Below are 24,966 nucleotides of genomic sequence, written 5' to 3' on the forward strand. Positions count from 1 at the left end.
CCGCCGTCATCCCTCCGTGCATTTCAGTGCATTCTCCGCGTAGACCTTGGCCGCCGCTTGGACGTTTGCATAACTATAACGGTGCTCGGCGCTGGGACCGTGGCGGCGCACCGCGTCCATGTGGGCGCGGGTGGAGTAGCCCTTGTGCCCCTCCAGACCGTAGAGCGGGTAGCGCTCGGCCATCTCGGTGATCAGCCGGTCGCGGCTCACCTTGGCCAGTACACTGGCCGCGGCGATGCAGCGCGCCGAGTAGTCGCCACCCACCACCGGCAGCTGCGGCACGGGGAGGCCGGGGATGCGGAAGCCGTCCATGAGCACGTATCCGGGGTGCGGCGCGAGCTGGGCCACGGCGGCCCGGGCCCCGTCGAGGTTGGCGGCCTGCACGCCCCGGCGGTCGATGTCGGCTGCCGGGATGTGGATGATGGCGTGGGCGAGGGCGTGGTCGCAGATGGCGTCGAAAAGCAATGCCCGCTTGCGCGCGGTGAGCCTCTTCGAGTCGGTCAGGCCCTCGAGCGCGGCGAGCGGGCGCGTCGGCAGGATGCAGGCGGCGACGGTGAGCGGGCCGAAGCAGGCGCCGCGGCCCGCCTCGTCCACGCCCGCCACCGGCCCGAGGCCGGCCTTATCCAGCGCCACCTCGTAGGTGCGCAGCTGCTTTAGGCGGCGCACCGCGCTAGCGCTGGATGTTCGGGTCGGCGACACCGCCCGCGCGGCCGAGCGGGAAGACCACGGCCTCGACCTTGCCGCGGAGGTTCTCGCGCGGGATCGTGCCCTGGTACTCGTCGCCCATGTGGTAGCGGGAGTCCGCGGAGTTGGTGCGGTTGTCGCCCATCATGAAGTAGTTGCCCTCCGGCACGGTCACGGGGCCGAAGTACTTGCCGCCGCACGCGTCCGAGCCCGTGGCCGGGTCCACCGGGTAGAAGTTCGGCTGCAGCACGTAGGACTGGTCAATGGGTTTTCCGTCCACCATCACCGCCGGGTCCCCCTCCTGGCAGGAAACGGTCTGCCCGCCAGTCGCCACAATGCGCTTCACCAGCGTGTTCTCGTCCTTGGGCACCAACCCCACCCAGGAGCCGACCTCCTGCATGCCGCGCACGAACGTGTTGTCAGAGCGGTTGGAGCTAAAGCCGGTGTTCCAGGAATCGGTGCCCTTAAACACCACAACGTCGCCCGGCTCCGGGTCGGAGAAGTAGTAGCTCACCTTCTCCACGAAGATGCGGTCGCCCGAGCCGTTCTCGCCGTGCAGCGTGGGCTCCATCGACGCCGACGGAATCACGTAGAGGCGGCCGATGAACGTCTGGAGCACGAACATGATGGCCAGGGTGAGGAGGATGACCACCGGAATCTCGACGTACCAGGGGGTTTCCTGCTTCTCGCTTGGGTTAGTCACCCGCAACACTCTAACACTACGAAAATGCGAAACGCCCCAGCGGTCGAGCGGGGCTCGATCGCTGGGGCGTACGGCGCGAGAACTAGCGGCGCTCCTTGATGCGGGCAGCCTTGCCGCGCAGGTCGCGCATGTAGTACAGCTTGGCGCGGCGGACCTTACCGCGGCGGACAACCTCGATCTTCTCAATGTTCGGGGAGTGCACCGGGAAGGTGCGCTCGACACCGATGCCGAAGGAGATCTTGCGCACCGTGAAGGTCTCGCGGATGCCGGAGCCCTGGCGGCGCACGACGAAGCCGGTGAAGACCTGGGTACGGGTGACGCTGCCCTCGATAACCTTGACGTGCACGTCGAGGGTGTCGCCGGGGCGGAAGTTCGGGATGTCGTCGCGCAGCTGACCTGCGTCGACAAGGTCGATGATGCCGTTGCTCATAGCAGCATTCCTTTTCAGTTACGGACAGAGGACCCTAGCGGCACCGGACTTCTCCGGCCTCGACTGGTTCGTGTCGTGTGCAATAACCCCAGGAAGTGTACAGATCCGGCGGTTACTTCCCAAATCCCGCCTTCTTGAGGGCATCCGCCATGGAGCCGTTTGCTTGTCGACGCCTCCCCCGCGCCGGCGTGGCGGCCCGCTTCTTGGGGGATGGCGCGCCGGGGGCGTCGTCAAGCCTGAGGCTCAGCCCGATGCGGTTGCGCTCGACATCGACCTCCATGACCTTGACCTTGACCACCTGCCCGGAGCGCACCACGTCGTGCGGGTCCGCGACGAAGGAGTCGCTCATGGCGGAGATGTGGACGAGGCCGTCCTGGTGCACGCCCACGTCGACGAAGGCGCCGAAGGCCGCCACGTTGGTCACGGTGCCCTCGAGGATCATGCCCGGGGCGAGGTCCTTGACCTCGTGCACGCCCTCCTTGAACGCGGCGGTCTTGAACTCCGGGCGCGGGTCGCGGCCCGGCTTGTCCAGTTCGGCGATGATGTCGGTGACCGTGGGCACGCCGAAAGTGTCGTCGGCGAAGTCCGCGGGCGCGAGGCGCGTGAGCACGGCGGTGTTGCCGATCAACGCCTCGGTGGCAAGCCCGGTGGCCGCGGCGATGCGCTCCACCACGGGGTACGCCTCCGGGTGCACGGCGGAGGCGTCCAGCGGGTTCCGCCCGCCCTGCACGCGCAGGAAACCCGCGGCCTGTTCGAAGGCCTTCGGCCCCAGCCGCGGCACCTTGGCCAACTCCTTGCGGGTGGTGAAGGAGCCGTGCTCGTCGCGGTAGTCCACGATGTTCGCGGCGATGGTCGCGCTCACCCCCGCCACCCGCTCCAGCAGCGGCGCGGAGGCGGTGTTGACGTCTACGCCCACGGAGTTCACCGCGTCCTCCACCACGGCGTCCAGGGTTGAGGCGAGCGCCGCCTGGTTCACGTCGTGCTGGTACTGCCCCACGCCCAGGGCCTTCGGGTCCACCTTGACCAGCTCCGCCAGCGGGTCCTGCAGGCGCCGGGCAATGGAGACCGCGGAACGCAGCGAGACGTCCATGCCGGGGAATTCGCGGGCCGCGATCTCGCTGGCGGAGTAGACGGACGCGCCGGATTCGGACACCACCACCGGGGTGGGCCGCGCACCGCCCGCTGCCGCGATGAGGTCCGCCACCTCCCCCGCCAGCTTCTCCGACTCGCGCGAGGCCGTGCCGTTGCCCACCGCGATGAGCTCCACGCCGTGCTCCGCGGCCAGAGACGCCAGCTCGGCGCGAGTCGCGTCCCAGCGGTTCTGCGGCTGGTGCGGGTAGACGATGGTGGTGGCCAGCACCTTGCCAGTGCCGTCCACCACTGCGCACTTCACGCCGTTGCGGTAGCCCGGGTCCAGCGCGAGCGTGGCCCGCTGCCCGGCCGGCGCGGCGAGCAGGATGTCGCGCAGGTTGGTCTTGAACACCTCCAGCGCCCCCGCCTCGGCTTTCTCCCTCAGCCGCATGCGGGTGTCCAGGTTGGCGGACACCTGCAGCTTGGTGCGCCAGGCCCACCGCACCGCCTTGGCCAGCCACTCGCTGTCCTTGACCGGCAGGTCGAAGGCCTCCGCGATCATGCCCTCGTAGACGGCGTCCTCGCCCGGGTCCAGGGTGAGGCTGAGCACACCCTCGGCCTCACCGCGCAGAAGCGCCAGGATGCGGTGACTGGGCAGGCGGTCGAAGGGCTCGGCGAAGTCGAAGTAGTCCGCGTACTTCGCACCCTCGGCCTCCTTGCCCTCCACCACGCCGGCGCGCATCGTGCCGGTTTCGTACACCCGGGCGCGCACCTGGCCCACCAAGTCCGCGTCGAGGGCGATGCGGTCCACCAGGATGGCTCGCGCGCCCTCGAGCGCCGCCTTCGCGTCCGGGAACGCCTCGGAGGTGAAGTCGGCGGCGAGGGTTTCGGGGTCGCTTGAGGGGGCGTCGATAAGCAGCTGCTCCAACGCCCCGAGTCCCGCCTCTCGGGCGGTGTCGGCCTTGGTCTTGCGGCGCTTCTTGTACGGCGCGTAGAGGTCCTCCAGGCGGGCCTTGGTGTCCGCGGCGGCGATCTGCGCGCGTAGCCCGTCGGTGAGTTTGCCCTGCTCGTCGATGGCTTCCAGTACCGCGGCGCGGCGCTGCTCGAGCTCCGTGAGGTAGGTGTTGCGCTCCTCGATGTGGCGCAGCTGCGCATCATCCAGGCCGCCGGTGGCCTCCTTGCGGTAGCGGGCGATGAACGGCACGGTGTTGCCCTCCGCGAGGAGTTTCAGCGCCGCCTCGACCTGCCCCGCCCGCACGCCGAGTTCTGTCGCGATTGTTGCTGGGATAGTCATTCGGAGCAGTCTAGCGTTGCGCCGGACCACGCCGCGCCGCCGGGCAGCGCTGCCGCCACCGCCTCCGTGGCCTGCTCCGCTTCGAGCGTGGTGCGCCCCCGCACGGTCAGGATCTGCCCGTCGAACTCCACGCTTTGCGCCCGGTAGGGGCCGGTTCGCAGGGCTTTTCGCACTTGCTTTCCGACGCCCCCTTGCGCACCCCCCACCTCCAGCCGCGTGATCACGGGCCGCGAAGCGAGAAAGAAGCGGTCCTCGTCGGCGAGGTCGGCGCGCGCGAGCAGCTCGGGCCGCACGGCCCGCGTGCGCAGGATGGACTGCTCGCGGCGCCACCGCCCCACCTTGGCGTGGTCGCCCGAGGTGAGCACCTTCGGCGCCGCGATGCCGCGCCACGTCCTGGGCTTGGTGTAGCACGGGCCCTCCAACAGGCCGTCGGAGAAGCTGTCCTCCTCGTGGCTCTCCGTGTTGCCCAGCACGCCCGGAATGAGGCGAGTGACGGCCTCCGCGATCACCAGCACCGCCACCTCCCCGCCGATGAGCACGTAGTCGCCGATCGAGACCTCTCGGACCCGGTAGCGCCGCGCCGCATCCTCGAAAACACGCTGGTCGATGCCCTCGTAGCGCCCGCAGGCGAAGACGATGTGCTCCTCGTTGGACCACGCCCGCGCCTGCGCCTGCGTAAAGGGCGCGCCGGCCGGGGTGGGCACCAGGAGCAGCGGCGCGCCCGGGTCCTCCCCGGCGCGCACGTCGCGCTCCGCATACGGGCGCGCGGCCACCTCGGCTACTTCGTCGTGGCGCAGCTTGTCGTTGCGGTGCGCCGCCGCCGTAGTCAAGGCCTCCACGTCGCGCCCTTCCGCGACCGCGTCTAGGGCCGGGCCCCACACCTCCGGCTTCATCACCATGCCCGGCCCACCCCCCAGCGGCGGGGCGTCCACGGACTTGTGGTTGCCGCTGGCGAAGTCGCGCAGGTTGTGCACCCCCACCTCCAAGATCCCCTGCTCAATGGCCTTGCCCAGCAGTGCGTGGCGCAGGGGCTCGAGGTACTCGGGGAAGATGGTCACCGCGTCGATGCGCATAGTGCGGCTCACAGCTCCAGCAGCCCCTCCGGCGGGGTGATTTCCAGGTACCCGGCCTCGAGGTCCACCTCGGGCACGATGTCCATCACAAACGGCACGAGCACCTCACGGCCCTGGTAGGCCACCTCGAGGATCTTGCGGTTGGGCGTGTCCATCACGCCGGTGACCTCGCCGATCTCTTCGCTTCCGCGACGAACCTTCAGCCCGATCAGCTCATGGTCGTAGAACTCCTCCGAATCCTCCTCGCGCTCGAGGGGCTGGGCGAAGAACTGCATGCCGCGCAGGGAATCCGCCGCGGTGCGGTCCGGCACCTCCTCGAAACTGATCAGGAGGCGCTGCTGGTGCGGGCGGACCGTCTTGATGGTCAGGTCGCGCTCCTTGCCGGCCTGTTTGCCGTGCAGCACCTCGCCCACGGCGTAGCGTAGCTCCGGCTCGTCCGTGAGGACTTCCACGGCCACTTCCCCGCGCACGCCGTGCGATTTGGCCACCTTGCCAATCAACAGTTCCATGGCGAGTAAGGGTAGCAAGGCGGCAAAGGGGGCGTCGAAAAGCAAAATGCCCAGCACAAGGCTGGGCATCGCGGGCGGGAGTTTAGGCCTCCTCGGTCTCCGCAGTCTCCTCGGCCGGAGCCTCCTCGACGGCCTCCGCAGCCTCGGCGGCAGCAGCAGCCTCAGCCTCGGCGGCGGCCTTCGCCTCCGCGTCCTCCTTGGCCTTCTTGCGCTTCTCGGTGATGGCCTCGGCGGTCGGGCCGTTGTTGGCCTCCTCCAGCGCCTGGTTGAACAGGTCGAGCTTGGACGGCTTCTCCTCGGCAACCTTCAGGGTGCCCTCGGTGCCCTCAAGACCCTTGAACTTCTGCCAATCGCCCGTCACCTTCAGCAGCTTCTCCACCGGCTCGGTCGGCTGCGCGCCGACACCCAGCCAGTACTGGGCGCGCTCGGAATCGATGCGGATCAGCGACGGCTCTTCCTTCGGGTGGTAGATGCCGATGTTCTCGATGACGCGGCCATCGCGGCGGGTGCGGGCGTCAGCGACCACCACGCGGTACTGCGCGTTGCGAATCTTGCCGAGGCGCTGCAGCTTGATCTTTACAGCCATGTTGTTACTTCCTTCACGGTCACCGGGCAGTGCAGACACCCGCCGCTTCTCGGCGGGCCGGGTCAACCCTTGATTTTCACCTGCGCGTGACCGGCCGGGCGACACCCTTGCCATGGGCAATTGCTTGGCGACGGCCCCGGCTCGCACGCAGATATGTACTTGTGTTTGTACTTGTGCACACGCGCGCGCGTGCACGCCGAACGGCCAAGCGGCCATTCAACCTGGGAAAGTGTCCCCGCCCGCACCCGCGCTCCCCAAACCGCGCGGGTGCGTAGCAAGTTCCACGGCGTTCGGCGGTATGGTGAACCGGATCCATGGCAGCCCCTGCCGTAACCCCAGCCAGAGTCCAGCCAGAGTAAGGCCATTTCCCGTATGTCCGCTGCACCACCCCGCACCGGCCGCGCACGCGGCTCAAGCGCCTACCGGGTGGATGTGGACGGGCTGCGCGGCTACGCCGTCGCACTCGTGGTGATCTTCCACGTCTTTGTGGGGCGCGTCTCCGGCGGCGTGGACGTGTTCCTGTTCCTCTCCGGCTACTTCTTCCTCGGCGGGCAGCTGCGCTACGCCCTGCGCCCCAACCCGAGCCTGAACCCGTGGTGGCCGTTGTGGCGCACCATCCGGCGTTTGGTGCCGGCGTTGGTGGTGGTGCTTTTGGCCACGCTCGGCGGCATTGTGCTCATCGCGCCGGAGCTGCTGAACGACGACCTGGCCCACCAGTTCACCGCCTCCCTGCTCTACTACCAGAACTGGGAGCTGACGGCGCAGAACGCGGCGTACGCCGCGGCCAGCGACACCACCTCGCCGCTGCAACACCTGTGGTCCATGTCCGTGCAGGGCCAGTTCTACGTCTTCGGCATCCTGCTCGGCACCGCGGTGGCGTGGCTGGTGAGCACGTCCCGCACCGACGCGGACCGTGCGCGCCGCGGCGCCGTCGCACTGCTGGCCGCGGTCACCGTGGCGTCGTTCGTGTACGCCGCGCGCTTCGGGCTCTACGGCACCCCGGCGAACTACTACTCCACTTTCTCCCGCGGGTGGGAGCTCTCCCTCGGGGCCCTGCTCGCCTTCGCCCCCGAGCACTGGTTCGTGCCCCGCGAGTGGGCCGGCGTGAGCGCGGGCCTCGGCTTGGTCATGATCACCTCGACGGGCATCTTCATCGCCAATTCCCTCGCCTTCCCCGGGCCCCTAGCGCTGCTGCCGATTACCGGCGCCGCGCTGGTGATCCTCAGCGGCAACACCAACCCGGTTTCCGCGGTCCTCGCCTCCGCACCCATGACGTGGTTGGGCGGCATCGGCTACAGCCTGTACCTGTGGCACTGGCCGCTGCTGATCATCGTCACCGCATCGGGCGGTTTCCACCGCCCGCCCCCGCTCGTCGGCGTCGGGGTGATCGCCGCGTCCCTGGCCCTGGCCCACGTCACGCACGCGCTGCTGGAGGATCCACTGCGCCAGCACAGCCGGCGCCCGCTGGCCACCGACACGCCCGTCGCCGATGCCAAGGCCTCGTTGCGCACCCCTGCGGGCGCCGCCCGCGCGGCCGGAGGCGCGGTGATCGCCGCCATGTTCGTCGGCGCTCTCTGTATCCAGCCGCTCTGGAACCAGCGGGTGCAGTCCGCCGATCGGCCGCTGGACCCGGCTACCTATCCTGGCGCCATGGCGCTCGAGGGCGCCGAGGTCCCCGCCGTCAAGCCCCAGCCTGACCCGAGCCTGATCGGCGGCATCTTCCCGCCCATCGGCGAGGAAGGTTGCATGATCTTCCTGCCCGAGGGCCCCGACGCCATGCCGCGGCCCGACTGTGTCTACGGCGACCCGGAGGCGAAGACGACCGTGGTCATGGCCGGCGGTTCGCACATCGAGCCGTTCGTGGTGCCCCTCGACGCGCTGGGCAAGCAGCACGGGTTCAAGGTTGTGCCGTTCGTGCGCCAGGAGTGCCCCCTGGTGATCGGCGGCGAGGACCTCCTCGACGTCGTCTCCGAAACCTGCGCCGAGTGGGGCCTGAACGCATACGCCCGCATCCTGGAGTTGGACCCGGATCTGGTGATCTCCACCTCCACCCGCCCCGCCGGCCACGCCGGCGCGGTTGCCACCGCGGAGGACACGGTGCCGGACGCGTACGCCAACCTGTGGCGCAACCTCGCGGACGACGGCATCGCCTTCCTCGGTTTACGCGACAACCCCTGGTTCTTCAGCGGCGCCGCGGCCCCCATGGACCCGAACTACTGCGTTGTTGCCGGCAACTCCGAGGCCGACTGCTCCATGCGCATCGAGGACGTCTACCCGCTGCCTGACCCAGCCGCCGGCTACCTCGACGGCACCGACAACCTCTTCAGCGTGGACACCTCCGGCTGGTACTGCACCGGTCAGGTATGCCCGCCCCAGATCGGCAACGTGTACGTGTACCGGGATCAGAACCACATCTCAAACGCCTACGCCGCCACCCTCGCCCCCCTGCTGTGGCGCGAGCTCGCCCCCATCTTCGACCGGCTCGGCATCCCCTACGCCGAGCCGGCCGCTCCCGCCGCCCCCGTTGCCACCGTTGGATAGACCGGGCCTACCTGCCCTTGCCCATCCGCTTCATCGCCTCGTTGAAGTCGAGGTTATTCAGATCCAGGCCCTGCATACCCGCCGGCAGCTGCTCCTGTAGCTTCTCCAGGTCCTTCATGTCCGGCATGCCGCCGGGCATCCCGGGCATCCCGGGCTTCCGGGCATTCCGGGCATTCCTCCAGGCATGTTGGGCATTCCGCCACCCTGGCGCTTCGGCGGCTTGCGCTTGCCGTTCTTGCCTTTACGGCCCTTCGGCTTCTTCTTCGTCGCAGAGCGGCCGCCACCCATCCCCGGCATGCCCGACAGCCCGAATTGGCTGGCCATCTGACCCATCATCTTCTTCGCCTCGAAAAAGCGCTCCACCAGCTGGTTCACCTCGGCCACGGTCACGCCGGAGCCGTTGGCGATGCGCTTGCGGCGCGAGGCGTTCAGGATCTTCGGGTCTTGGCGCTCCTGCGGCGTCATGCCGCGGATGATGGCCTGAATGCGGTCGAGCTGCTTCTCGTCCACCATGTCTGCCATCTGGTTCATCTGCTTGCCGCCAGGCATCATCTTCAGCAGGTTGCCCAGCGGTCCCATGCGCCGCACCATCAGCAGCTGGTCGAGAAAGTCCTCGAGGGTCAGCTCGCCGGAAGCCAGCTTGTTGGCCGCCGCCTCCGCGTCTTCCTCGTTGTATGTTTGCTCGGCCTGCTCGATCAGGGAGAGCAGGTCACCCATGCCGAGGATGCGGCTGGCCATGCGGTCCGGGTGGAAGACATCGAAGTCATCGAGCTTTTCGCCTGTCGACGCAAACAAGATCGGCCTACCCGTCACCTCACGGATAGACAGGGCAGCGCCGCCACGGGAGTCGCCGTCGAGCTTCGTCAGCACCACGCCGGTGAAATCCACGCCGTCCGCGAACGCCTGGGCGGTCATCACCGCGTCCTGGCCGATCATCGCGTCGATAACAAACAGAACCTCGTCCGGGTTGACCGCATCACGGATATTGCGCGCCTGGGTCATCAGCGTCTCGTCGATGCCCAGACGACCCGCGGTATCGATGATCACCACGTCGTTCTTGTTCTGCCGCGCGTACTCGACACCCTGCAGCGCCACGGACACCGGGTCGCCGTGCGACGTGCCCATCTCGTGGTCCAGAGAGTCGATGGAGGTGCCCGGGTCGGGCGCGAACGTCGGCACACCAGCGCGCTCGCCCACGATCTGGAGCTGCTGCACCGCACCGGGGCGCTGCAAGTCGCAGGCCACGAGGATCGGCGTGTGCCCGTCCTTGGCCAGGTGTTTCGCCAGCTTGCCGGCGAGCGTGGTTTTACCCGCACCTTGTAGACCGGCCAGCATGATCACGGTCGGCGGGTTCTTGGACAGGTTCAGGCGACGCGTCTCGCCGCCGAGGATGTTGGTCAGCTCCTCATCGACGATCTTGATTACCTGCTGAGCCGGGTTCAGCGCCGCCGAAACGTCCGCCCCGAGCGCGCGCTCCTTCACCCGTTTGATAAACGCCTTCACCACCGGCAGGGACACGTCCGCCTCCAGCAGTGCGAGACGGATCTCGCGGGCGGTGGCGTTGATGTCCTCCTCGGTGAGCTTGCCTTTGCCTCGCAGGCCCCCGAGGGCAGATTGCAAGCGGTCGGACAATGACTCAAACACGTCGAGTCCTCCTGTGAAGTCGGGGCGTTTACCTATATTGATCTACCTAGATTGATCGCAGCCAAGCCTAGCCTCTAGGTTCCATTCGCCCGAAAATGGTTCCGCCGGTAGCCGCCGAAATAGAGACACGAATCCGCCGGTATTGCACTGAGATTCCGCCAGGCGGAAAACCCTCAACCGCTACTTGAAGGTATTCCGCCGGGCGGAAAATGGCCTGCCGAAGCCTTCAGGCACCTAAAGGCACTACCCCAACAGGGCGTCGACGAAGCTCTCCACCTCGAAGGGGGCGAGGTCGTCGGCGCCCTCGCCGAGGCCGACGAGCTTGACGGGAACGCCGAGCTCCTCTTGCACCTGGAACACGATGCCGCCCTTGGCCGTGCCGTCGAGCTTGGTCAGCACCACGCCGGTGATGTCCACCACCTCGCGGAAGACGCGCGCCTGCATGATGCCGTTCTGGCCCACAGTCGCGTCGAGGACAAGGAGCACCTCGTCGACGTTGCTCTTCTTCTCCACCACGCGCTTCACCTTGCCGAGCTGGTCCATCAGGCCGGTAGAGGTGTGAAGGCGCCCAGCGGTGTCCACAACCACCACGTCTGCGCCTTGGTCCACGCCGGTGGCTACGGCATCGAACGCGACGGAGGCCGGGTCCGCACCCTCCTTGCCGCGCACGGTGGTCGCACCCACGCGGCGACCCCACGTCTCAAGCTGGTCAGCCGCGGCTGCGCGGAAGGTGTCGGCCGCGCCGAGCACCACGGTGTGGCCCATGGACACAAGCACGCGCGCGAGCTTGCCGGTGGTGGTGGTCTTACCGGTGCCGTTCACACCCACCACAAGGATCACGGCCGGCTTGCCGTCATTCGGCATCGCCTTGATGGAGCGGTCCATCTCCGGGCGGCCGGCCTCGATGAGGGTCTCGCGCAGCATCGCACGTGCCTCCGCCTCGCTGGACACGCCGCGCTCCGCGATCTTCTCGCGCAGGTTCTCGGTGACCTTCATGGTCAGCTCGGTGCCGAGGTCCGCCATAATCAGCGTGTCCTCGACCTCCTCCCAGGCGTCATCATCCAGGTCGCCCGCGGTCAGAATGCCCAGCAGGCCCTGGCCGATGGCGTTTTGGGAGCGCGACAGGCGTCCGCGCAGCTTCCCGATGCGCCCCGCAGCCGGCGCGATCTCCTCAATCTCCGCGGCCGGCTCGGGCTCCGCCACGATGGCGTCTTCGGAGACCTCCGCACCCTCGGCCCGGGCCTCCTCCGCAGCTTCGGCGGTGGCAGCCGCGGCTTCCGCCGCCTCCTCGGCTTCGAGCTTTTGCTTCTCGACGCCCCCTTCACCAACCTCATCCCCCACCGGCTCGTCATCCTCTGCAGGCCGCACCGGCTCCACCGGCTCCACCGGCTCCACCGGCTCCACCGGCTCCACCGGCTCCCCGCGCTCCTCATCCACCGGGAACGGCTTCGGCTCCTCCTGCGCTACCTCGCGCTGCAGTTCCTCGGCGGGCTCCGCAGGCTGGACCGATTGGATGGGCTGGACCGGCGACGCAGCAGCTGACGGCGGGGCTGGCTCCACACGCTCCACCGGCTCCGCACGCTCCACCGGCTCTACACGCTCCACCGGCTCAGGCGCGGGCGCGGGCGCGCTGCGGCGCACCGGCTCGGGCTTAGCGGGCTGCGCATCGGCCTGGGCAAAGTTGAAACCGCCCTTGGCCTGGTAGTTGCCGGACTTTTCCTGCTGCGTCAGCTGCTTCGGCTCGGCGATCTCGGCCGGCTTCTCAAAGGAAACGGTCTTCGATTTCTTGCGCTTATTGCCCGCCACGATCACGCCGACGATGATCAGCGCGAGCACGGCTATGGCGATAACGATCCAAAGGACTGGGTTACTCGTAAAGACGGTCGTATCCATGATGTCCATAGTGCCAGCCGCGCGCGGAAACAGTCGCACGTGTGGCGGTCAGTGGCTACGAGGCCCGCTGGTACAGCTCCCCGTCACCTGAGCCAACCCGCAGGCTGTCCCCGTCGGCGCGGTCTACGGGAATCCGCGCCTCGCTGCCGTCCTTGGTAAAGACCAGGAAGTCCCCGTCGACCGAGCACTCCTCGTCCTGTTGCTCACCTCCAGGCTCTGCGACGTGGTGGAACGCGCAATCGCCCCCGTCAATTGTCAGAGTGCTCTCGAGCGAGGAATCGTTGCTGGACTCGATCCTGGTGTAGGTCCCGTCCAAGTCAGACGAGCCCGAGCAACCAACGAGACCGAGACACAGCGTTGCGACAATAGCTCCTACCGCGCCCGCAACCCGAACCGAAGACATAGCCCATCCTCTCTACAACTTTCGGATGATGTTACATGCTTCGGCGCCTCCCAGCGACCCACGAGTAAGAAAGTTCACTGTCACCCCGGCGACGAGTGAACTATCTTACGAGAGCTGCGCTGCGAACTGGGGAAATGAACAAACTGACACGGTTTGCGTCAAATAGTTCACGGGGCCGTGAACTATTTGACGGCGCCGGCGCTGTTAACGGCGCCGGCGTCGGCGCTGTTAACGGCGCCGGCGGGCTGCATGCGCTGGGACAGGACGCGGGTCACGCCGTCGCCGCGCATGGTCACGCCGTAGAGCACGTTGGCCACGTCCATCGTGGGCTTCTGGTGGGTGATCACGATGAGCTGGGATTCCTGGCGCAGCTCCTCGAACAGGGCGATGAGGCGGCGCAGGTTGACGTCGTCGAGAGCGGCCTCAACCTCGTCCATGACGTAGAACGGGCTGGGCCGGGCGCGGAAGATGGCCACCAAAAAGGCGAGCGCGGTCAGGGACTTCTCGCCGCCGGAGAGCAGCGACAGGCGCTTCACGCGCTTGCCCGGCGGGCGCGCCTCCACCTCGATGCCGGTGGTGAGCATGTTGTCCGGCTCGGTGAGGATGAGGCGCGCCTCGCCGCCGGGGAACAGCGTGGCAAAAACGCGCGGGAACTCGGCTTCCACGTCGCGCCACGCCTCGGTGAAGAGGGTGAGGATCTGCGCATCCACGTCCTCGATCACCCCGGTGAGGTCTTTGCGTGCTTGGATGACGTCGTCAAGCTGCGTGCTCAGAAACGAGTAGCGCTCCTCCAGCGCCTTGAACTCCTCCAGGGCCAGCGGGTTCACCTTGCCCAGGGCGCGCAGGTCCTTCTCGGCCTGGGCGAGGCGGGCGCGCTCGGCGGCCTCGTCGAAGTCCTCGGCGGGGCTATAGCCGGCCACCAGGTCCGCCACCGCGATGCCGAGGGACTCGACCACGCTGGCCTCGGCCTCGTCGATGCGCACCTGCGCCTGCGAGCGCGCGATCTCGGAGGCGTGGGCCGAATCGGTCAACCGCGCAAGGTGCTGCCGCGCCGCCGACACCGCGCTGCGGGCCTGCTGCTGCCCGGCGCGCAGGGACTGTACCCGGCCCGCCAGCTCGTCGCGGCGGGCCGCGGCGCGGGCGAGCGCATCGTCCACCCGGGCCGCAAGGTCGCGCGCGTGCCCGGCCACGGCCTCGGCAAGCTCGGCCTCGGCGCGCCGGCGGGCCATCGCTGCGTCGTGGCGGGCCTTGGCCTGGCGCTCGTGCTCCGCCTGGCGACGCAGCGCGTCCCCGCGCCCGGCCGTCTGCTCGGCCGCCTGCTGGGCGCTCCGCGCCGCGAGCACCGCCTCCAGCTCCACGGCCTTGACCTGGTTCAACGCGGCTTGTGCGCGGTCGCGCTCGGCGGTGGACGGCTCCTCTCCGCCCGGCTCCTCCTCCACGCGGGCGAGCCGGTCCCGGGTGTGGGCCAACGCTTGTCGACGCTCCCTCGCCCGCGCCTCAGCCCCATCCACGCGCTCCGCCGCCCGGGCGTGCTCGGCCGCGTTCACCTCGGCCTGCTTGGTCAGCCGCGCCACGTCGCGGCGCCAGGATTCGGCCTGCGCATCGTGCTCGCGCAGGGCCGCCTTCGCGGCGGCGGCGGCCACGCGGGCGTCGTCGGCCGCCAGGCGCGCGCCCTCGAGGGTGCCTGCGAGCTCTTCGAGCTGCGCCTGCGCGATCTCGAGCTCGCCGCGCGCGGACTCGATCTGGGCGCTGACCTCCACCGTGGTGGTCGTACCCGAGCCGGCGGCCACCCACCCCTCCCCGACGAGGACCCCGTCAGGGGTCACGGCGCGCAGGCGGGGGTCTGACCCGACGATGCGGCGCGCGGCGGCGGGATGTGGGGCGAGGGGGACGTCGGCAAGCATGCGCGTCACCGGGCCGCGGACCTCCGGCGAGAGCCGCACGTGATCGAGCAACCAGTCCACATTGGCGTCCGTGTCCAGTCGCCAGGTGGTGCCGCCGCGCGCCTCGACCACCACGGTGCGCTCCGCCGCGGCGAGGGCCTCGAGGGTGGATTCGCCCACCGCGCCGACCGCGCCCACGAGCGCCTCCGCAGCCGCGCCCAGCGCCGCGGCCAGGGCGCGCTCGGTGCCGGGTTCGGCGGTGACGTGCTCCGCGAGCGGGGCGAGACCGCCGAGTAGCTCTCGGGCGGGCGCCTTCGGGGCCTGCTCGGCCAGCGTGGCGATGCGGGACTCGAGCGTGAACACGGCGCGTTCGCGCTCGCGCTGCTCGGCGCGCAGCTGGTCCAGGCGCTTCTCGGCCGCGTCGGACTCGGTGTGGGCGCGCACGTGCGCCTCGTCCAGGGGCCCGCGGGCTGCCTCGATCTCGGCGAGCTTCGCGTTCACCTCCTCGGCCTCGCGGCGCGCTGCCTGGGCCCGCGCACGAGTCTCCTCAAGCGTCTCGGCCAGGCGCGCGGCCTCCTCCAGCGCGGCCTCGACCGCGGCCTTCTGCGACTCCTCCTGCGCGAGCAGGCGGACCACGCCCTCGCGGCGGTCCGCGATGGCGCGCAGTGTGGCCATGTGCTCGCGCTCGGCGGCGTCGAAGGCCTCCTGGGCCTGCGCCACCTCCTCGCGCACCACCTCGAGGCGCTCGGCCGCCTCCTCGGCGGCCTCGAGCGCCGCGGCCTGCTGCTCGTCCGCCACGCGCGCCCGCGCCTCGAGCTCCTCCGGGTCCTGGCCCGCGTACGGCACCGCGGCGCCGGCGCCCCGGGTGCGCTCGGAGGCAATACGGGCGGTGGCGCTCACCCGCTCCGCCAGGGTGGAGAGGGCGAACCAGAGTTGCTGCGCCTCGTCGGCCGCGGGTTGGACCTCGGCCTGTTCCGCCTCGATCTGCTCCTGGGTGGCGGTGGCCTCCTCGAGCGCGGCCGTCGCCTCCTCCACCTGTTGCTGGAGGATGGCGGCGTGGCGGGTGGCGTCGCCAAGCGATGCGCGGAGGGTGACCACCTGGTGCCCTGCGAGGCGCAATCGCGCGTCGCGCAGCGTGGACTGAACCGTGGCCGCGCGCTTGGCGGCCTCGGCCTGGCGGGCGAGGGGTTTGAGCTGTTTGCCCAGCTCCTCAGTGAGGTCCGTGAGGCGGTCCAGGTTTGCCTGCATGCCCGTGAGCTTGCGCTGCGCTTTCTCCTTGCGGCGGCGGTGCTTGAGCACGCCGGCCGCCTCCTCGATGTAGGCGCGGCGCTCCTCGGGACGGGATTCCAGGATCTCGGCGAGCTTGCCCTGGCCCACGATGATGTGCATCTCACGCCCGATGCCCGAGTCCGACAGCAGCTCCTGGATGTCCATGAGCCGGGCCTTCGCCCCGTTGATCTCGTACTCGGAGGCGCCGTCGCGGAACATGCGGCGGGTGATCGCCACCTCCGTGTAGTCGATGGGCAGACGCTTGTCTGTGTTGTCGAAGGTCAGCGTCACTTCCGCGCGGCCCAGCGGCTTGCGCTCGCCCGCGCCGGCGAAGATGACGTCCTCCATCTTCCCGCCGCGCAGGTTCTTGGCGCCCTGCTCCCCCATCACCCACGCCAGCGCGTCCACCACGTTGGACTTGCCGGAACCGTTGGGCCCCACCACGGCACAGATGCCGGGCTCGAACTTCATCGTGGTCGCCGACGCGAAGGATTTAAATCCTTTGAGGGTCAGCGATTTCAGGTGCACTTGCCTGATGTTACAGCGCGACTCGCACCCGATCGATGTGCGAGGGAGGGTATACGATTCAAGGCACAAGGAAAGGGGGGCTATGCCGCAAAACCAGATCCGGTGGTTCGCGCCCGGCGGTGAGACTGAACCTGTGAGCAAGCGCGAGTTCAAATCTCTATCCAAGGAGGGCCAGGCTGCACTCGCGACCAAGATCAAGCGATTAGCCAAAGCGGAAATCGGATTACAAGATCTGCGCCACGTCCAAGGCGAGATCTACGAGATCCGGACCCAAGTTGGAAACAACCACTTCCGTGCCATGGTGATCCAGGATTCACCGGTGCACTTCATTATTTTATCGTGCTTTTACAAGAACCAGAACAAGACTCCAAAGCAGGAACTGGAAAAAGCGCAGCAGCGGCTTAGGCGGTGGCGGAACGCGTCTGCCGCTCAATAGGGCATCTTCCGCCTTGGCGGATCCAGTTGCTTTTATCGGTTTCAGCCGATTACTCTAGGGATATCGGTTACAACCGATCCGTGAAGCTGGGTCGGACACTTCGCCACAAACGAAAAGAGGAGCGACATGGAGATGGCAAACTACCGCGACCACAACTCCGTCGAGTTCGATTTCGACGAGCTGTTGGAGGACCCTGAAATTCAGGCCGCCATGGATGATGCCGAAGTTCGCCTCTCCGTCACCGATTCGCTGCGGGCGGGAAGGAAAGCTGCCGGTCTCACCCAGAAAGAAGTGGCGAACGCGATGGGTACAACCCAGTCCGCCGTGTCGGATCTTGAACGCGGCGACACCGATCCGCAGCTGTCCACCCTGCAGCGTTACGCCCGCGCAACTGGTGGGCGCCTGAAGGTCTTCGTGGTGATGCAGAACCAGACCTCCTCCGCACCCGGTTCTGCTTACCGAAGTATTTCGCAGGAGGTAGCTGAACCCACCCACGAAGCCGCCCGACCCTCGTTGCGCACCGTACCCTCCTACAACCACATCCGAGTGAGCTAACAATGAACAGCGACCACGCCGAGCGCAGGGTTTTGGCTGGCAAGATAGCCGGTAGCACGAACCTATTCGACATCCGCTTAACTAAGTCAGTTTCTGAGCTGCATTCCATTCCGGCTGCCGATGCAAAACTCGACGTCGACCTGAAGATCTCGCCGAGTGCTCAGACGTCAGCTACGGAGGACGGCGCAAGCCTGCTTCTAGTCAACGCGGACTTCGCTGTGACGATCAAAGCAGCAGATTCCGATGCTGCCGATGATGCAAACCCTGCTCTCGCTGCAATATCCTGCAGCTTCACTGCCGCCTTCCAGAACTGCTTAGAGGACGAGCCGACCCAAGACGAGCTCGATGCGTTCGCTGACACAACCGGAATTTTTGCGCTTTATCCCTACGCACGAGAATTCTTTTCCGATGCGACCCGCCGTATGGGCCTACCGGTGCTTGTTCTAGATTTGCTAAGACGTTAATTGGAAGATGTCGTCCATGCCGCCGCGGGGCACGCTCCAGTTGATACCTACATCAACCAGCTCTAGACAGCCCCGCAGAAACCTTACGGCCGCGTCGCGTCCACCGCTTGCGCGTGGACCTCGCCTGGCTCGATGGTGCCGTGGGTGCCAAACTCGCGCTGCCAATACAGCAGCGGCTGGTTGGAATTCACCTCGGCGCTTGTGACATCGATGAGCACCAGCACGTGGTCGCCCGCCTTCATCAACTGCGAGACGGTACCGGCGACCCAGGTGTGGTTGCACGGCAACTTCGGCGCGCCGTCGGCCATCTCCCACTCCACGCCTGCGAAGCGGTCCACGCCCTTATCGGCGAATCGGCGCGCGAGCGTACCCTGCTGCGTGGAGAGCACGTTGATGCCGATCGGCGAGCCGACATGAAGCTCAGCGAGCAGCGACGAGCGGCGGTCGAGGGAGACGAGCACCATCGGCGGGTTGAGCGAAAGTGACATAAACGCACTGACCGTCGTGCCGTGGGGCGCGTCCTCCGCGCCGGTGGTCACGATCGCGACGGCAGCGGCGAGCTGGCTCATCGCGTCTTTGAAACGCTGCTGATCCACTTAACGCTCCTCGAAACCTTCGGCACCCTTCGGGTCGGTGTACTGGACCTGCACGTGGTCCACGCGCCCGGGGCGGTTCGTGCTCGTGGGTTCCTCCCGCAGGAGCTCAAGAAGCTTATCGACGCTCGCGCCGTCCCCCTCAGCCACCACCTCCACGCGGCCGTCCGCCAGGTTCTTGGCGTAGCCCGCAAGGCCCAGCTCGAGGGCGCGGGAGCGGGTCCACCACCGAAATCCGACCCCCTGCACTTTGCCGTGCACGTGGGCCGTCATCCGCTGCTGCGTACTTGGCTCAGCCATGCCCTAGCCCTCCACGGGAGGGTTGGCCTCCCCGGCTTCGCGGGCCGTGATGCGGTCCTCCAGGCTGCGGCGGGTGACCGGGTCGGAGCCGTCCCAGAACTCCACGTTGCGGATTTCCGGCAGCATCTCACGGTGGAAGACCGGGTCCATCCCCTTGCGGCGCTGCTCGTTGTAGTTCTGCAGCAGCTTAATGGCCACCCCGCCCAGCGGGACGATGGCCGCGATGTTGAAGATGGCCAGAAGGCCCGCCATCGTGTCGCCCAGCGCCCACACCAGGGGCACGGAGCCGAAAGCGCCGAAGATGACGAAGCCGATGACCACGACGCGGAAAACCGTCATCGCCGTCTTCGAGTCGGTGAGGTACTCCAGGTTGGTCTGCGCGAGGTAGTAGTTGCCGATCACGGAGCTGAACGCCAGGAAGAACAGGATGAAGGTGATGGCGTGCGCGCCCCACGCGCCCACGGAATCGGCGAGCGCGGACTGTGTCAGGGAGACGCCCTGGACGTCGTCCGCTCCGTAGTTCACGGCCGGGCCGAGAAGCACGATGAACGCGGTGATGGTGCACACGATCAGGGTGTCGAAGTACACGCCTAGGGTTTGCACCAGGCCCTGCTTGACCGGGTGGGACACGGTGGCGGTGGCCGCCGCGTTGGGGGCGGAACCCATACCGGCCTCGTTGGAGAACAGACCGCGGCGCATACCCTGCATGAACGCCGCACCGATGCCGGCGCCCGCGAGCTGCTTCAGGCCGAGGGCGTGCTCGACGATCATGGAGAACATGCCCGGGATCTCGCTGGCGTTCACAATCAGCACCCACACGCCGAGCAGGATGTAGGCGCCGGCCATGAACGGCACGATGACCTGCGTCCAGGACGCGATGCGCGTGACACCACCAAAGATGACCAGGCCGGTGAGCACCGCCAGGACCGCGGCGATGATCGCCTTCAGGGCAAACGAGTCGTTGTCCAGCGAGGTACCCACCGCGGCGACGATGGAGTTGGTTTGGATGGCGTTGTAGATAAAGCCGTACGTGATGGCCAGGAACAGCGAAAAGAGGACCGCGAGGCGGCGCCAGCCAAGGCCGCGCGTCATGTAGTAGGCCGGACCGCCGTGGTAATTGCCCTCCTCGTCCTTCGTCTTCCACAGCTGCGCCAGCGTGGATTCGATGAAGGAGGTCGCGCCGCCCAGCAGCGCCAACATCCACATCCAAAACACTGCGCCCGGGCCGCCGATGGAGATCGCCAGCGCTACACCGGCGATGTTGCCGGTGCCCACGCGTGAGGCGGCGGAGATGGTGAAGGCCTTGAAGGCGGAGATGCCGCCGTACTCCTCGTCCAGGTCGCGTCCCTGGGCGTCCTTGCCCTTCGGGGTCTCGGCGACCGCCTTGAGCATGTCCGGGAACATGCGGATCTGCACGAACAGGGTCCGCAGGCCGAAGTAGAGGCCCGCGCCGATCAGGGCCCAGGGGACAACCTTCCAGATGACCCCGTTAAGGGTCCCGTCGACAAAGTCAAGCGCTGCATCCATGGGCGGGATTCTAGCCGGAGATTCAAAGAACCTGGCAAGCCGGGCAGAAATAGCTGGAGCGCCCGCCCACCACCGTGCGCTCGATTGGGGTTGCGCACCGGGGGCACGGTGCGCCGGCCTGGCCGTAGGCGTTGAGGGATCGGGAGAAGGAGCCCGAGGCGCCGTTGACGTTGACGTAGAGCGAGTCGAAGCTCGTGCCGCCCTGCTCCAGCGAGCGGGCCATCACGTCGCGCGCTTCCTCCAGCACGCGGACGGCGTCGCGCTGCCGCATGGTGCGCGCATTGCGCCAGGGCCGAAGGCGCGCCGCCCACATCGCCTCGTCGGCGTAGATCGAGCCGATGCCGCTGACCACCTCCTGGTTCAGCAGCACCGACTTCAGCGGGGAGTTGCGCCGCCGCATCGCGCGCGCTGCCTCCTGGGCGTCGAAGGCCGCCTCGAATGGGTCGGGGGCGATGTGGGAGATGGTGGCTGGGAAGCCGTCGACAAGCGGTGCGTACTGCCACAGGCCGAACGTGCGCTGATCCACAAAGCTCAGCTCGATCTCCCCCATGCGGGCGCGGATGCGCACGTGGGGGCTAGCAATGCGGCCCGGCGCGTCCAGGAGCATTTGGCCGCTCATGCGCAGGTGGACCACCAGCGCGGCGCCGTCGGAAAGCTCGAGCCACATGAACTTCCCGCGGCGGCCGGTGCCGGTGACGGTCAGGCCGGGCAGCAGGGCGGCGAGGTCCTCCTCGTTGCCGCGCACCGCGCGCGGGTGGAGCACCTCGACCTCGCCTAAGGTGCGGCCCACCAGGTGGGTGTCAAGGCCGCGGCGCACCACCTCAACCTCGGGCAACTCCGGCACGCGCTACTGCCCTTTCCGCCCGAGCGCGATAGCCTCCGGGTGGTCCTTGAGAAAGAAGAAGGCCTCGCGCGCGGCGTTCTGCTCTGCGGTCTTCTTGTTCTGCCCGCGGCCGGTGCCGCGGGACTCGCCCTCGATCACGGCGTCTGCGGTGAACACCTTCTCGTTCTCCGGGCCCTCGGAGGTGGAGACGTACGCCGGCGACTGCCCGCCGAGCTCGGCGACGCGCTCCTGCAGCTCCGTCTTCCAGTCGTGCGAGTTCACGGACTCCTCGATCTTCCCCGCGAACAGGCGCAGCACCACCTCTCGCGTGGCGGCGAAACCGTGCTGGTGGTAAATCGCGCCGAGAAGCGCCTCGGTGGTGTCGGCCAAAATCGAGCCCTTGTCGCGGCCGCCGGTAAGCTCCTCGCCTTGGCCCACAATCACGTGGGTGCCGAGGCCGATCTCGCGGGCCACGTCCGCCAGCGCGTAGCGCGACACCACCCGTGAGCGCATCGGGGAGAGCTCGGACTCCGGCTTGGCGGGGAAGCGCTCGAACAGCTCGTACGCCACCGACAGCCCCAGCACCGCGTCGCCGACGAACTCGAGGCGCTCGTTGTTGGGCAGCGTGCCATGCTCGTTGGCGAAGGAGCGGTGCGTGAGCGCGAGGCGCAGCAGGTCCGGGCGGATTTCCACCCCGAGGGCGGCGAGTAGCGGGGCGTGGTCAACCGCGCGGAACGCCTGCTCCCAGGCCTCCTCGCCGGTCACCCTGTGCTTGCGGGAGCGGCTCACAGAAACCTCTCCAGGCCTGCCCAGCGCGGGTCCACCCTGTCCTGCTCCTCGCCCGAGATCCCGTCCGGCGCGGGCACGTCGGTGTCTCCCTCGCACTCGGGCTCGCAGGTGGGATTGAAGGGCCAGTTCAGGCCAGCCTCGTCCACGAACGCCTGCTCCAAATCCACGGTGTCGTCCACCACACGCTGGATCTCGTCGCCCGACCCGAGATCCTCGTCCACCTCGTCGTCTCCGGTGATGAAGGTGTCGGAGGCGGAGAACACCTGCTCCACGCGCACGGTCTCCACCGGGTGGAGCGTTTTCAGGCAGCGCACGCACTGGCCCGTCAGCTCCGCACGCATGGTGGCATCCACCAGCACGCCGTTGCCGAGCGGGATGATGGTTGCCTCGACCTCCACCTCATCACCCTCGGGGAGGGCGATCATGACTGGGCCGATACGGGAGGGCGAAGGCCCGGTCTGGGTCACGGTGATGGGCGCGCCGTCGCCGCGCAGTGCTTCGGCGACGTTGAAAACAAAGGGGTTGTCACTCATAGCACCGCCTAGCGTACTTAGTACTCGTCGGGGTAGCTCTCCTGGCCCTGGTTCGAGCGGGGGCGGCGGGTGCGCTCGCGGTGGCCGTAGCGCTCAGTGCGCTCGGTGCGCTCGCCGCGCTCCACCCGCTCGCCGCGCTCGTAGCCGCCGTCGCGCTGCACGCCCGAGACGCCGGCGCCGCGGCGCAGGGCGGTGCGGTCCGAGGAGACGGTGCGCAGGACCGAGGAGAGGGACTCCTCGAAGTCCGCCAGCTTCGCGTCCACGTAATCGTCGCACTCGGCGCGCAGGCGGGCGGACTCGGAGTGCGCCTGCTCCACCAAGCGGTGCGCCTCCTCGTCCGCGCGGCGCATGACCTCGGACTCGGAGATCAGGCGCTCCTGCTGCGCCAAGCCCTCGTCCACGCTGCGCTGGTACTCCTGGTTGCCGGACTCAACCAGACGGTCCGCCTCGCGGCGGGCGTTGGCCACGGTGGTGTCGGCCTCGTCGCGCGCGCGGGTGACCATGTCGTCCGCGTCGGCTTCGGCGTTGGAAACCATGAGGGTGGCCTGCGACTGTGCGTCGGTAAGCATGCTCTCGGACTGCGAGTGCGCGTCCTCCACCACGCGCTGCGCCTCCACCTGCGCGTCGCCAACCAACTCGTCGGCGCGCTCCTGCGCCCCGCGCAGAATCTCGTCCTGCTTGTCCAGCACGTCCTGCGCGTCATCGAGTTCCTCGGGGATCGCGTTGCGCAGATCGTCCAGCAGGGCGAGCATTTCGTTGCGCGGGACCATGCAGTTGGAGGTCATGGGCACGCCGTAGGCCTGCTCCACCGTCTGGACGAGTTCATCGAGGGCTTCAAAGACGCGGTACATGGCGTCAAGCGTACGGCGAACAAGGGGCTTTTTGCTTTGCGACGCTCCGCACGGAGCAAACCCCTAAATCACACCCTTAAATCACACCCTGCGCCAGCATGGCGTCCGCGACCTTCTTGAAGCCGGCGATGTTGGCGCCCACGATGAAATCGCCCTCGTGGTCGTACTCCGCCGCGGTCTCCGCCGTCATCTTGAAGATGTTGGACATGATCTTGTGCAGGCGCTCGTCGGTGTACTCGAAGGTCCACTTGTCGCGCGACGCGTTCTGCTGCATCTCCAGCGCCGAGGTGGCCACGCCGCCGGCGTTGGCGGCCTTGCCCGGGCCGAAGTTGACCTTGGCCTCGCGGAACACCTCGATGGCCTCGGCGGTGGACGGCATGTTCGCGCCCTCCGCCACGTAGCGCACCCCGTTGGACACCAGCGAGCGGGCGTGGTCGCCGCCCAGCTCGTTCTGCGTGGCGCACGGCAGGGCCACGTCGGCGGCGAGGTCCCAGATGGAGCCGTCGGTGTGCAGGGTGGCGCCCTGGGTCTCGTCCACGTACGCCGAGACGCGCTCGCGGCGGCGCTCCTTGACGTCGCGCAGCAGCTCAACGTCCACGCCGTTCGGGGTCTCCACCCACGCGGACGAGTCGGAAAAACCGACCACGGTGGCGCCGAGCTCCTGGGCCTTCTGGATGGCGTAGATGGCCACGTTGCCGGATCCGGACACGATCACCTTGGCGCCGGAGAGCTCCTCGCCGTTGGCCTTCATCATCTCCTGGGTGAAGTACACGCAGCCGTAGCCGGTGGCCTCGGTGCGCGCCAGCGAACCGCCCCACTCGAGGCCCTTGCCGGTGAGCACGCCGGACTCGTGCTGGTTGGCCAGGCGGCGGTACTGGCCGAAGAGGTAGCCGATCTCGCGGCCGCCCACGCCGATGTCGCCGGCGGGCACGTCGCGGTACTCGCCGATGTGGCGCCACAGCTCCGTCATGAAGGACTGGCAGAAGCGCATAACCTCGCCCTCCGACTTACCCTTCGGATCAAAGTCGGAGCCGCCCTTGCCGCCGCCAATGGGCAGGCCGGTCAGGGAGTTCTTGAAAATCTGCTCGAAGCCCAGGAACTTGATCACGCCGAGGTTCACGCTCGGGTGGAAACGCAGGCCGCCCTTGTAGGGGCCGAGGGCGGAGTTGAACTGGACGCGGAAGCCACGGTTGACCCGCACGTTGTTGTTGTCGTCCAACCACGGGACGCGGAAGATGATCTGGCGCTCCGGCTCGCACAGGCGCTCGATCAGGCCGTAGTCCGCGTAGTGGGGATCCTTGCTCAGCACGATCTTGAGCGAATCGAGCACCTCGGCCACGGCCTGGTGGAACTCCGGTTCACCCGCGTTGCGCTCCAGCAAACGGTCGTAATACCCAGCAACTTCTTGGTCGATTGCGTTCATAGCGCTTCCTTCCCTATGGGTGAGAGTGAGCTGGCGCGGATCGGGCCAGCTATTCGACGCGTTAGGTTACCGCCGCGGCCCACACGGCACGACACTTTGTTGCTTTTTGCCACCTGTGCGGGGGCCAGTTGCCAGAAACCGGGGGCGGGTCCTGCCCTACC

The 24,966-nt window shown here is 67.9% G+C and carries 21 protein-coding genes and 1 pseudogene; 4 read left to right on the forward strand and 18 right to left on the reverse strand.

Annotated elements, in window-relative coordinates; all coding sequences use genetic code 11:
• Window positions 1–6: 6 nt before the first annotated feature.
• From BN4252_RS03935 to rpsP, 7 genes are all read right to left on the reverse strand, one after another.
• Window positions 7–666 (reverse strand): ribonuclease HII, encoded by a 660-nt coding sequence (locus BN4252_RS03935; RefSeq protein WP_066526080.1) that lies wholly within the window; start codon window positions 664–666, stop codon window positions 7–9.
• A gap of 4 nt (window positions 667–670) precedes the next feature.
• The gene (gene lepB, locus BN4252_RS03940; protein WP_230208562.1) at window positions 671–1,387 is read right to left on the reverse strand and encodes a signal peptidase I; all 717 of its coding nucleotides are present in this window, start codon (window positions 1,385–1,387) and stop codon (window positions 671–673) included.
• Window positions 1,388–1,469: 82 nt separating this feature from the next.
• The gene (rplS, locus tag BN4252_RS03945) at window positions 1,470–1,817 is read right to left on the reverse strand and encodes a 50S ribosomal protein L19 (RefSeq protein WP_066526086.1); all 348 of its coding nucleotides are present in this window, start codon (window positions 1,815–1,817) and stop codon (window positions 1,470–1,472) included.
• A gap of 112 nt (window positions 1,818–1,929) precedes the next feature.
• Window positions 1,930–4,182, reverse strand: coding sequence for a Tex family protein (locus BN4252_RS03950; RefSeq protein WP_066526091.1), 2,253 nt, complete (start codon window positions 4,180–4,182; stop codon window positions 1,930–1,932).
• Window positions 4,179–5,255: a tRNA (guanosine(37)-N1)-methyltransferase TrmD gene (gene trmD / locus BN4252_RS03955; RefSeq protein WP_066526095.1), complete on the reverse strand. Its 1,077-nt coding sequence runs from the start codon at window positions 5,253–5,255 to the stop codon at window positions 4,179–4,181. Before trmD ends, BN4252_RS03950 begins: the two co-directional genes overlap by 4 nt.
• Window positions 5,256–5,263: 8 nt before the next feature.
• Window positions 5,264–5,764, reverse strand: coding sequence for a ribosome maturation factor RimM (gene rimM, locus BN4252_RS03960; RefSeq protein ID WP_066526632.1), 501 nt, complete (start codon window positions 5,762–5,764; stop codon window positions 5,264–5,266).
• An 82-nt stretch (window positions 5,765–5,846) separates the two neighbouring features.
• The gene (rpsP, locus tag BN4252_RS03965; RefSeq protein ID WP_066526098.1) at window positions 5,847–6,350 is read right to left on the reverse strand and encodes a 30S ribosomal protein S16; all 504 of its coding nucleotides are present in this window, start codon (window positions 6,348–6,350) and stop codon (window positions 5,847–5,849) included.
• A gap of 372 nt (window positions 6,351–6,722) precedes the next feature.
• On the opposite strand from rpsP, the gene BN4252_RS03970 reads away from it, so the two are divergent.
• A complete protein-coding gene (locus BN4252_RS03970; RefSeq protein WP_066526102.1) occupies window positions 6,723–8,891 on the forward strand; it encodes an acyltransferase family protein in 2,169 nt (722 codons plus the stop codon).
• Between the two features lie 7 nt (window positions 8,892–8,898).
• Here BN4252_RS03970 and ffh read toward each other — a convergent pair.
• The 3 genes and pseudogenes from ffh to smc all read right to left on the reverse strand — a co-directional run bounded on the left by ffh (window position 8,899) and on the right by smc (window position 16,511).
• A pseudogene (gene ffh / locus BN4252_RS03975) lies at window positions 8,899–10,535 on the reverse strand (signal recognition particle protein).
• A 243-nt stretch (window positions 10,536–10,778) separates the two neighbouring features.
• Window positions 10,779–12,437 (reverse strand): signal recognition particle-docking protein FtsY, encoded by a 1,659-nt coding sequence (gene ftsY, locus BN4252_RS03980; protein WP_078056754.1) that lies wholly within the window; start codon window positions 12,435–12,437, stop codon window positions 10,779–10,781.
• A 576-nt stretch (window positions 12,438–13,013) separates the two neighbouring features.
• A complete protein-coding gene (gene smc / locus BN4252_RS03990) occupies window positions 13,014–16,511 on the reverse strand; it encodes a chromosome segregation protein SMC (protein WP_066526112.1) in 3,498 nt (1,165 codons plus the stop codon).
• An 82-nt stretch (window positions 16,512–16,593) separates the two neighbouring features.
• On the opposite strand from smc, the gene BN4252_RS03995 reads away from it, so the two are divergent.
• The 3 genes from BN4252_RS03995 (at window position 16,594) to BN4252_RS04005 (ending at window position 17,966) form a co-directional block, all read left to right on the forward strand.
• Window positions 16,594–16,947 carry a type II toxin-antitoxin system RelE/ParE family toxin gene (locus BN4252_RS03995; RefSeq protein ID WP_066526115.1) on the forward strand — a complete coding sequence of 118 codons (354 nt, stop codon included), beginning with the start codon at window positions 16,594–16,596 and terminating at the stop codon, window positions 16,945–16,947.
• A 132-nt stretch (window positions 16,948–17,079) separates the two neighbouring features.
• Window positions 17,080–17,502, forward strand: a complete 423-nt coding sequence (locus tag BN4252_RS04000) for a helix-turn-helix domain-containing protein (RefSeq protein WP_230208563.1) — start codon at window positions 17,080–17,082, stop codon at window positions 17,500–17,502.
• 2 nt (window positions 17,503–17,504) lie between these two features.
• Entirely contained in the window at window positions 17,505–17,966 is a 462-nt protein-coding gene (locus BN4252_RS04005) for a hypothetical protein (RefSeq protein WP_066526120.1), read from the forward strand.
• 83 nt (window positions 17,967–18,049) lie between these two features.
• Here the strand turns inward: BN4252_RS04005 and BN4252_RS04010 are convergent, their stop codons facing one another.
• The 8 genes from BN4252_RS04010 to gdhA all read right to left on the reverse strand — a co-directional run bounded on the left by BN4252_RS04010 (window position 18,050) and on the right by gdhA (window position 24,805).
• A complete protein-coding gene (locus BN4252_RS04010) occupies window positions 18,050–18,562 on the reverse strand; it encodes a flavin reductase family protein (RefSeq protein ID WP_222859806.1) in 513 nt (170 codons plus the stop codon).
• Window positions 18,563–18,859, reverse strand: coding sequence for an acylphosphatase (locus tag BN4252_RS04015; protein ID WP_066526130.1), 297 nt, complete (start codon window positions 18,857–18,859; stop codon window positions 18,563–18,565). It lies immediately after the preceding gene.
• Between the two features lie 3 nt (window positions 18,860–18,862).
• On the reverse strand, window positions 18,863–20,386 hold the full coding sequence (locus tag BN4252_RS04020; protein ID WP_066526137.1) for an alanine/glycine:cation symporter family protein: 1,524 nt from the start codon (window positions 20,384–20,386) through the stop codon (window positions 18,863–18,865).
• Window positions 20,387–20,408: 22 nt separating this feature from the next.
• The gene (mutM, locus tag BN4252_RS04025; RefSeq protein ID WP_066526141.1) at window positions 20,409–21,230 is read right to left on the reverse strand and encodes a bifunctional DNA-formamidopyrimidine glycosylase/DNA-(apurinic or apyrimidinic site) lyase; all 822 of its coding nucleotides are present in this window, start codon (window positions 21,228–21,230) and stop codon (window positions 20,409–20,411) included.
• Window positions 21,231–21,233: 3 nt separating this feature from the next.
• Window positions 21,234–21,998: a ribonuclease III gene (rnc, locus tag BN4252_RS04030; RefSeq protein WP_066526143.1), complete on the reverse strand. Its 765-nt coding sequence runs from the start codon at window positions 21,996–21,998 to the stop codon at window positions 21,234–21,236.
• A complete protein-coding gene (locus BN4252_RS04035) occupies window positions 21,995–22,531 on the reverse strand; it encodes a YceD family protein (RefSeq protein ID WP_066526144.1) in 537 nt (178 codons plus the stop codon). Before BN4252_RS04035 ends, rnc begins: the two co-directional genes overlap by 4 nt.
• A 17-nt stretch (window positions 22,532–22,548) precedes the next feature.
• On the reverse strand, window positions 22,549–23,382 hold the full coding sequence (locus BN4252_RS04040; protein ID WP_066526152.1) for an ATP synthase F0 subunit B: 834 nt from the start codon (window positions 23,380–23,382) through the stop codon (window positions 22,549–22,551).
• A 76-nt stretch (window positions 23,383–23,458) separates the two neighbouring features.
• The gene (gene gdhA / locus BN4252_RS04045) at window positions 23,459–24,805 is read right to left on the reverse strand and encodes an NADP-specific glutamate dehydrogenase (protein ID WP_066526158.1); all 1,347 of its coding nucleotides are present in this window, start codon (window positions 24,803–24,805) and stop codon (window positions 23,459–23,461) included.
• Between the last annotated feature and the right edge of the window lie 161 nt (window positions 24,806–24,966).

This window comes from Corynebacterium bouchesdurhonense (assembly GCF_900078305.2).
Classification (GTDB): domain Bacteria; phylum Actinomycetota; class Actinomycetes; order Mycobacteriales; family Mycobacteriaceae; genus Corynebacterium; species Corynebacterium bouchesdurhonense.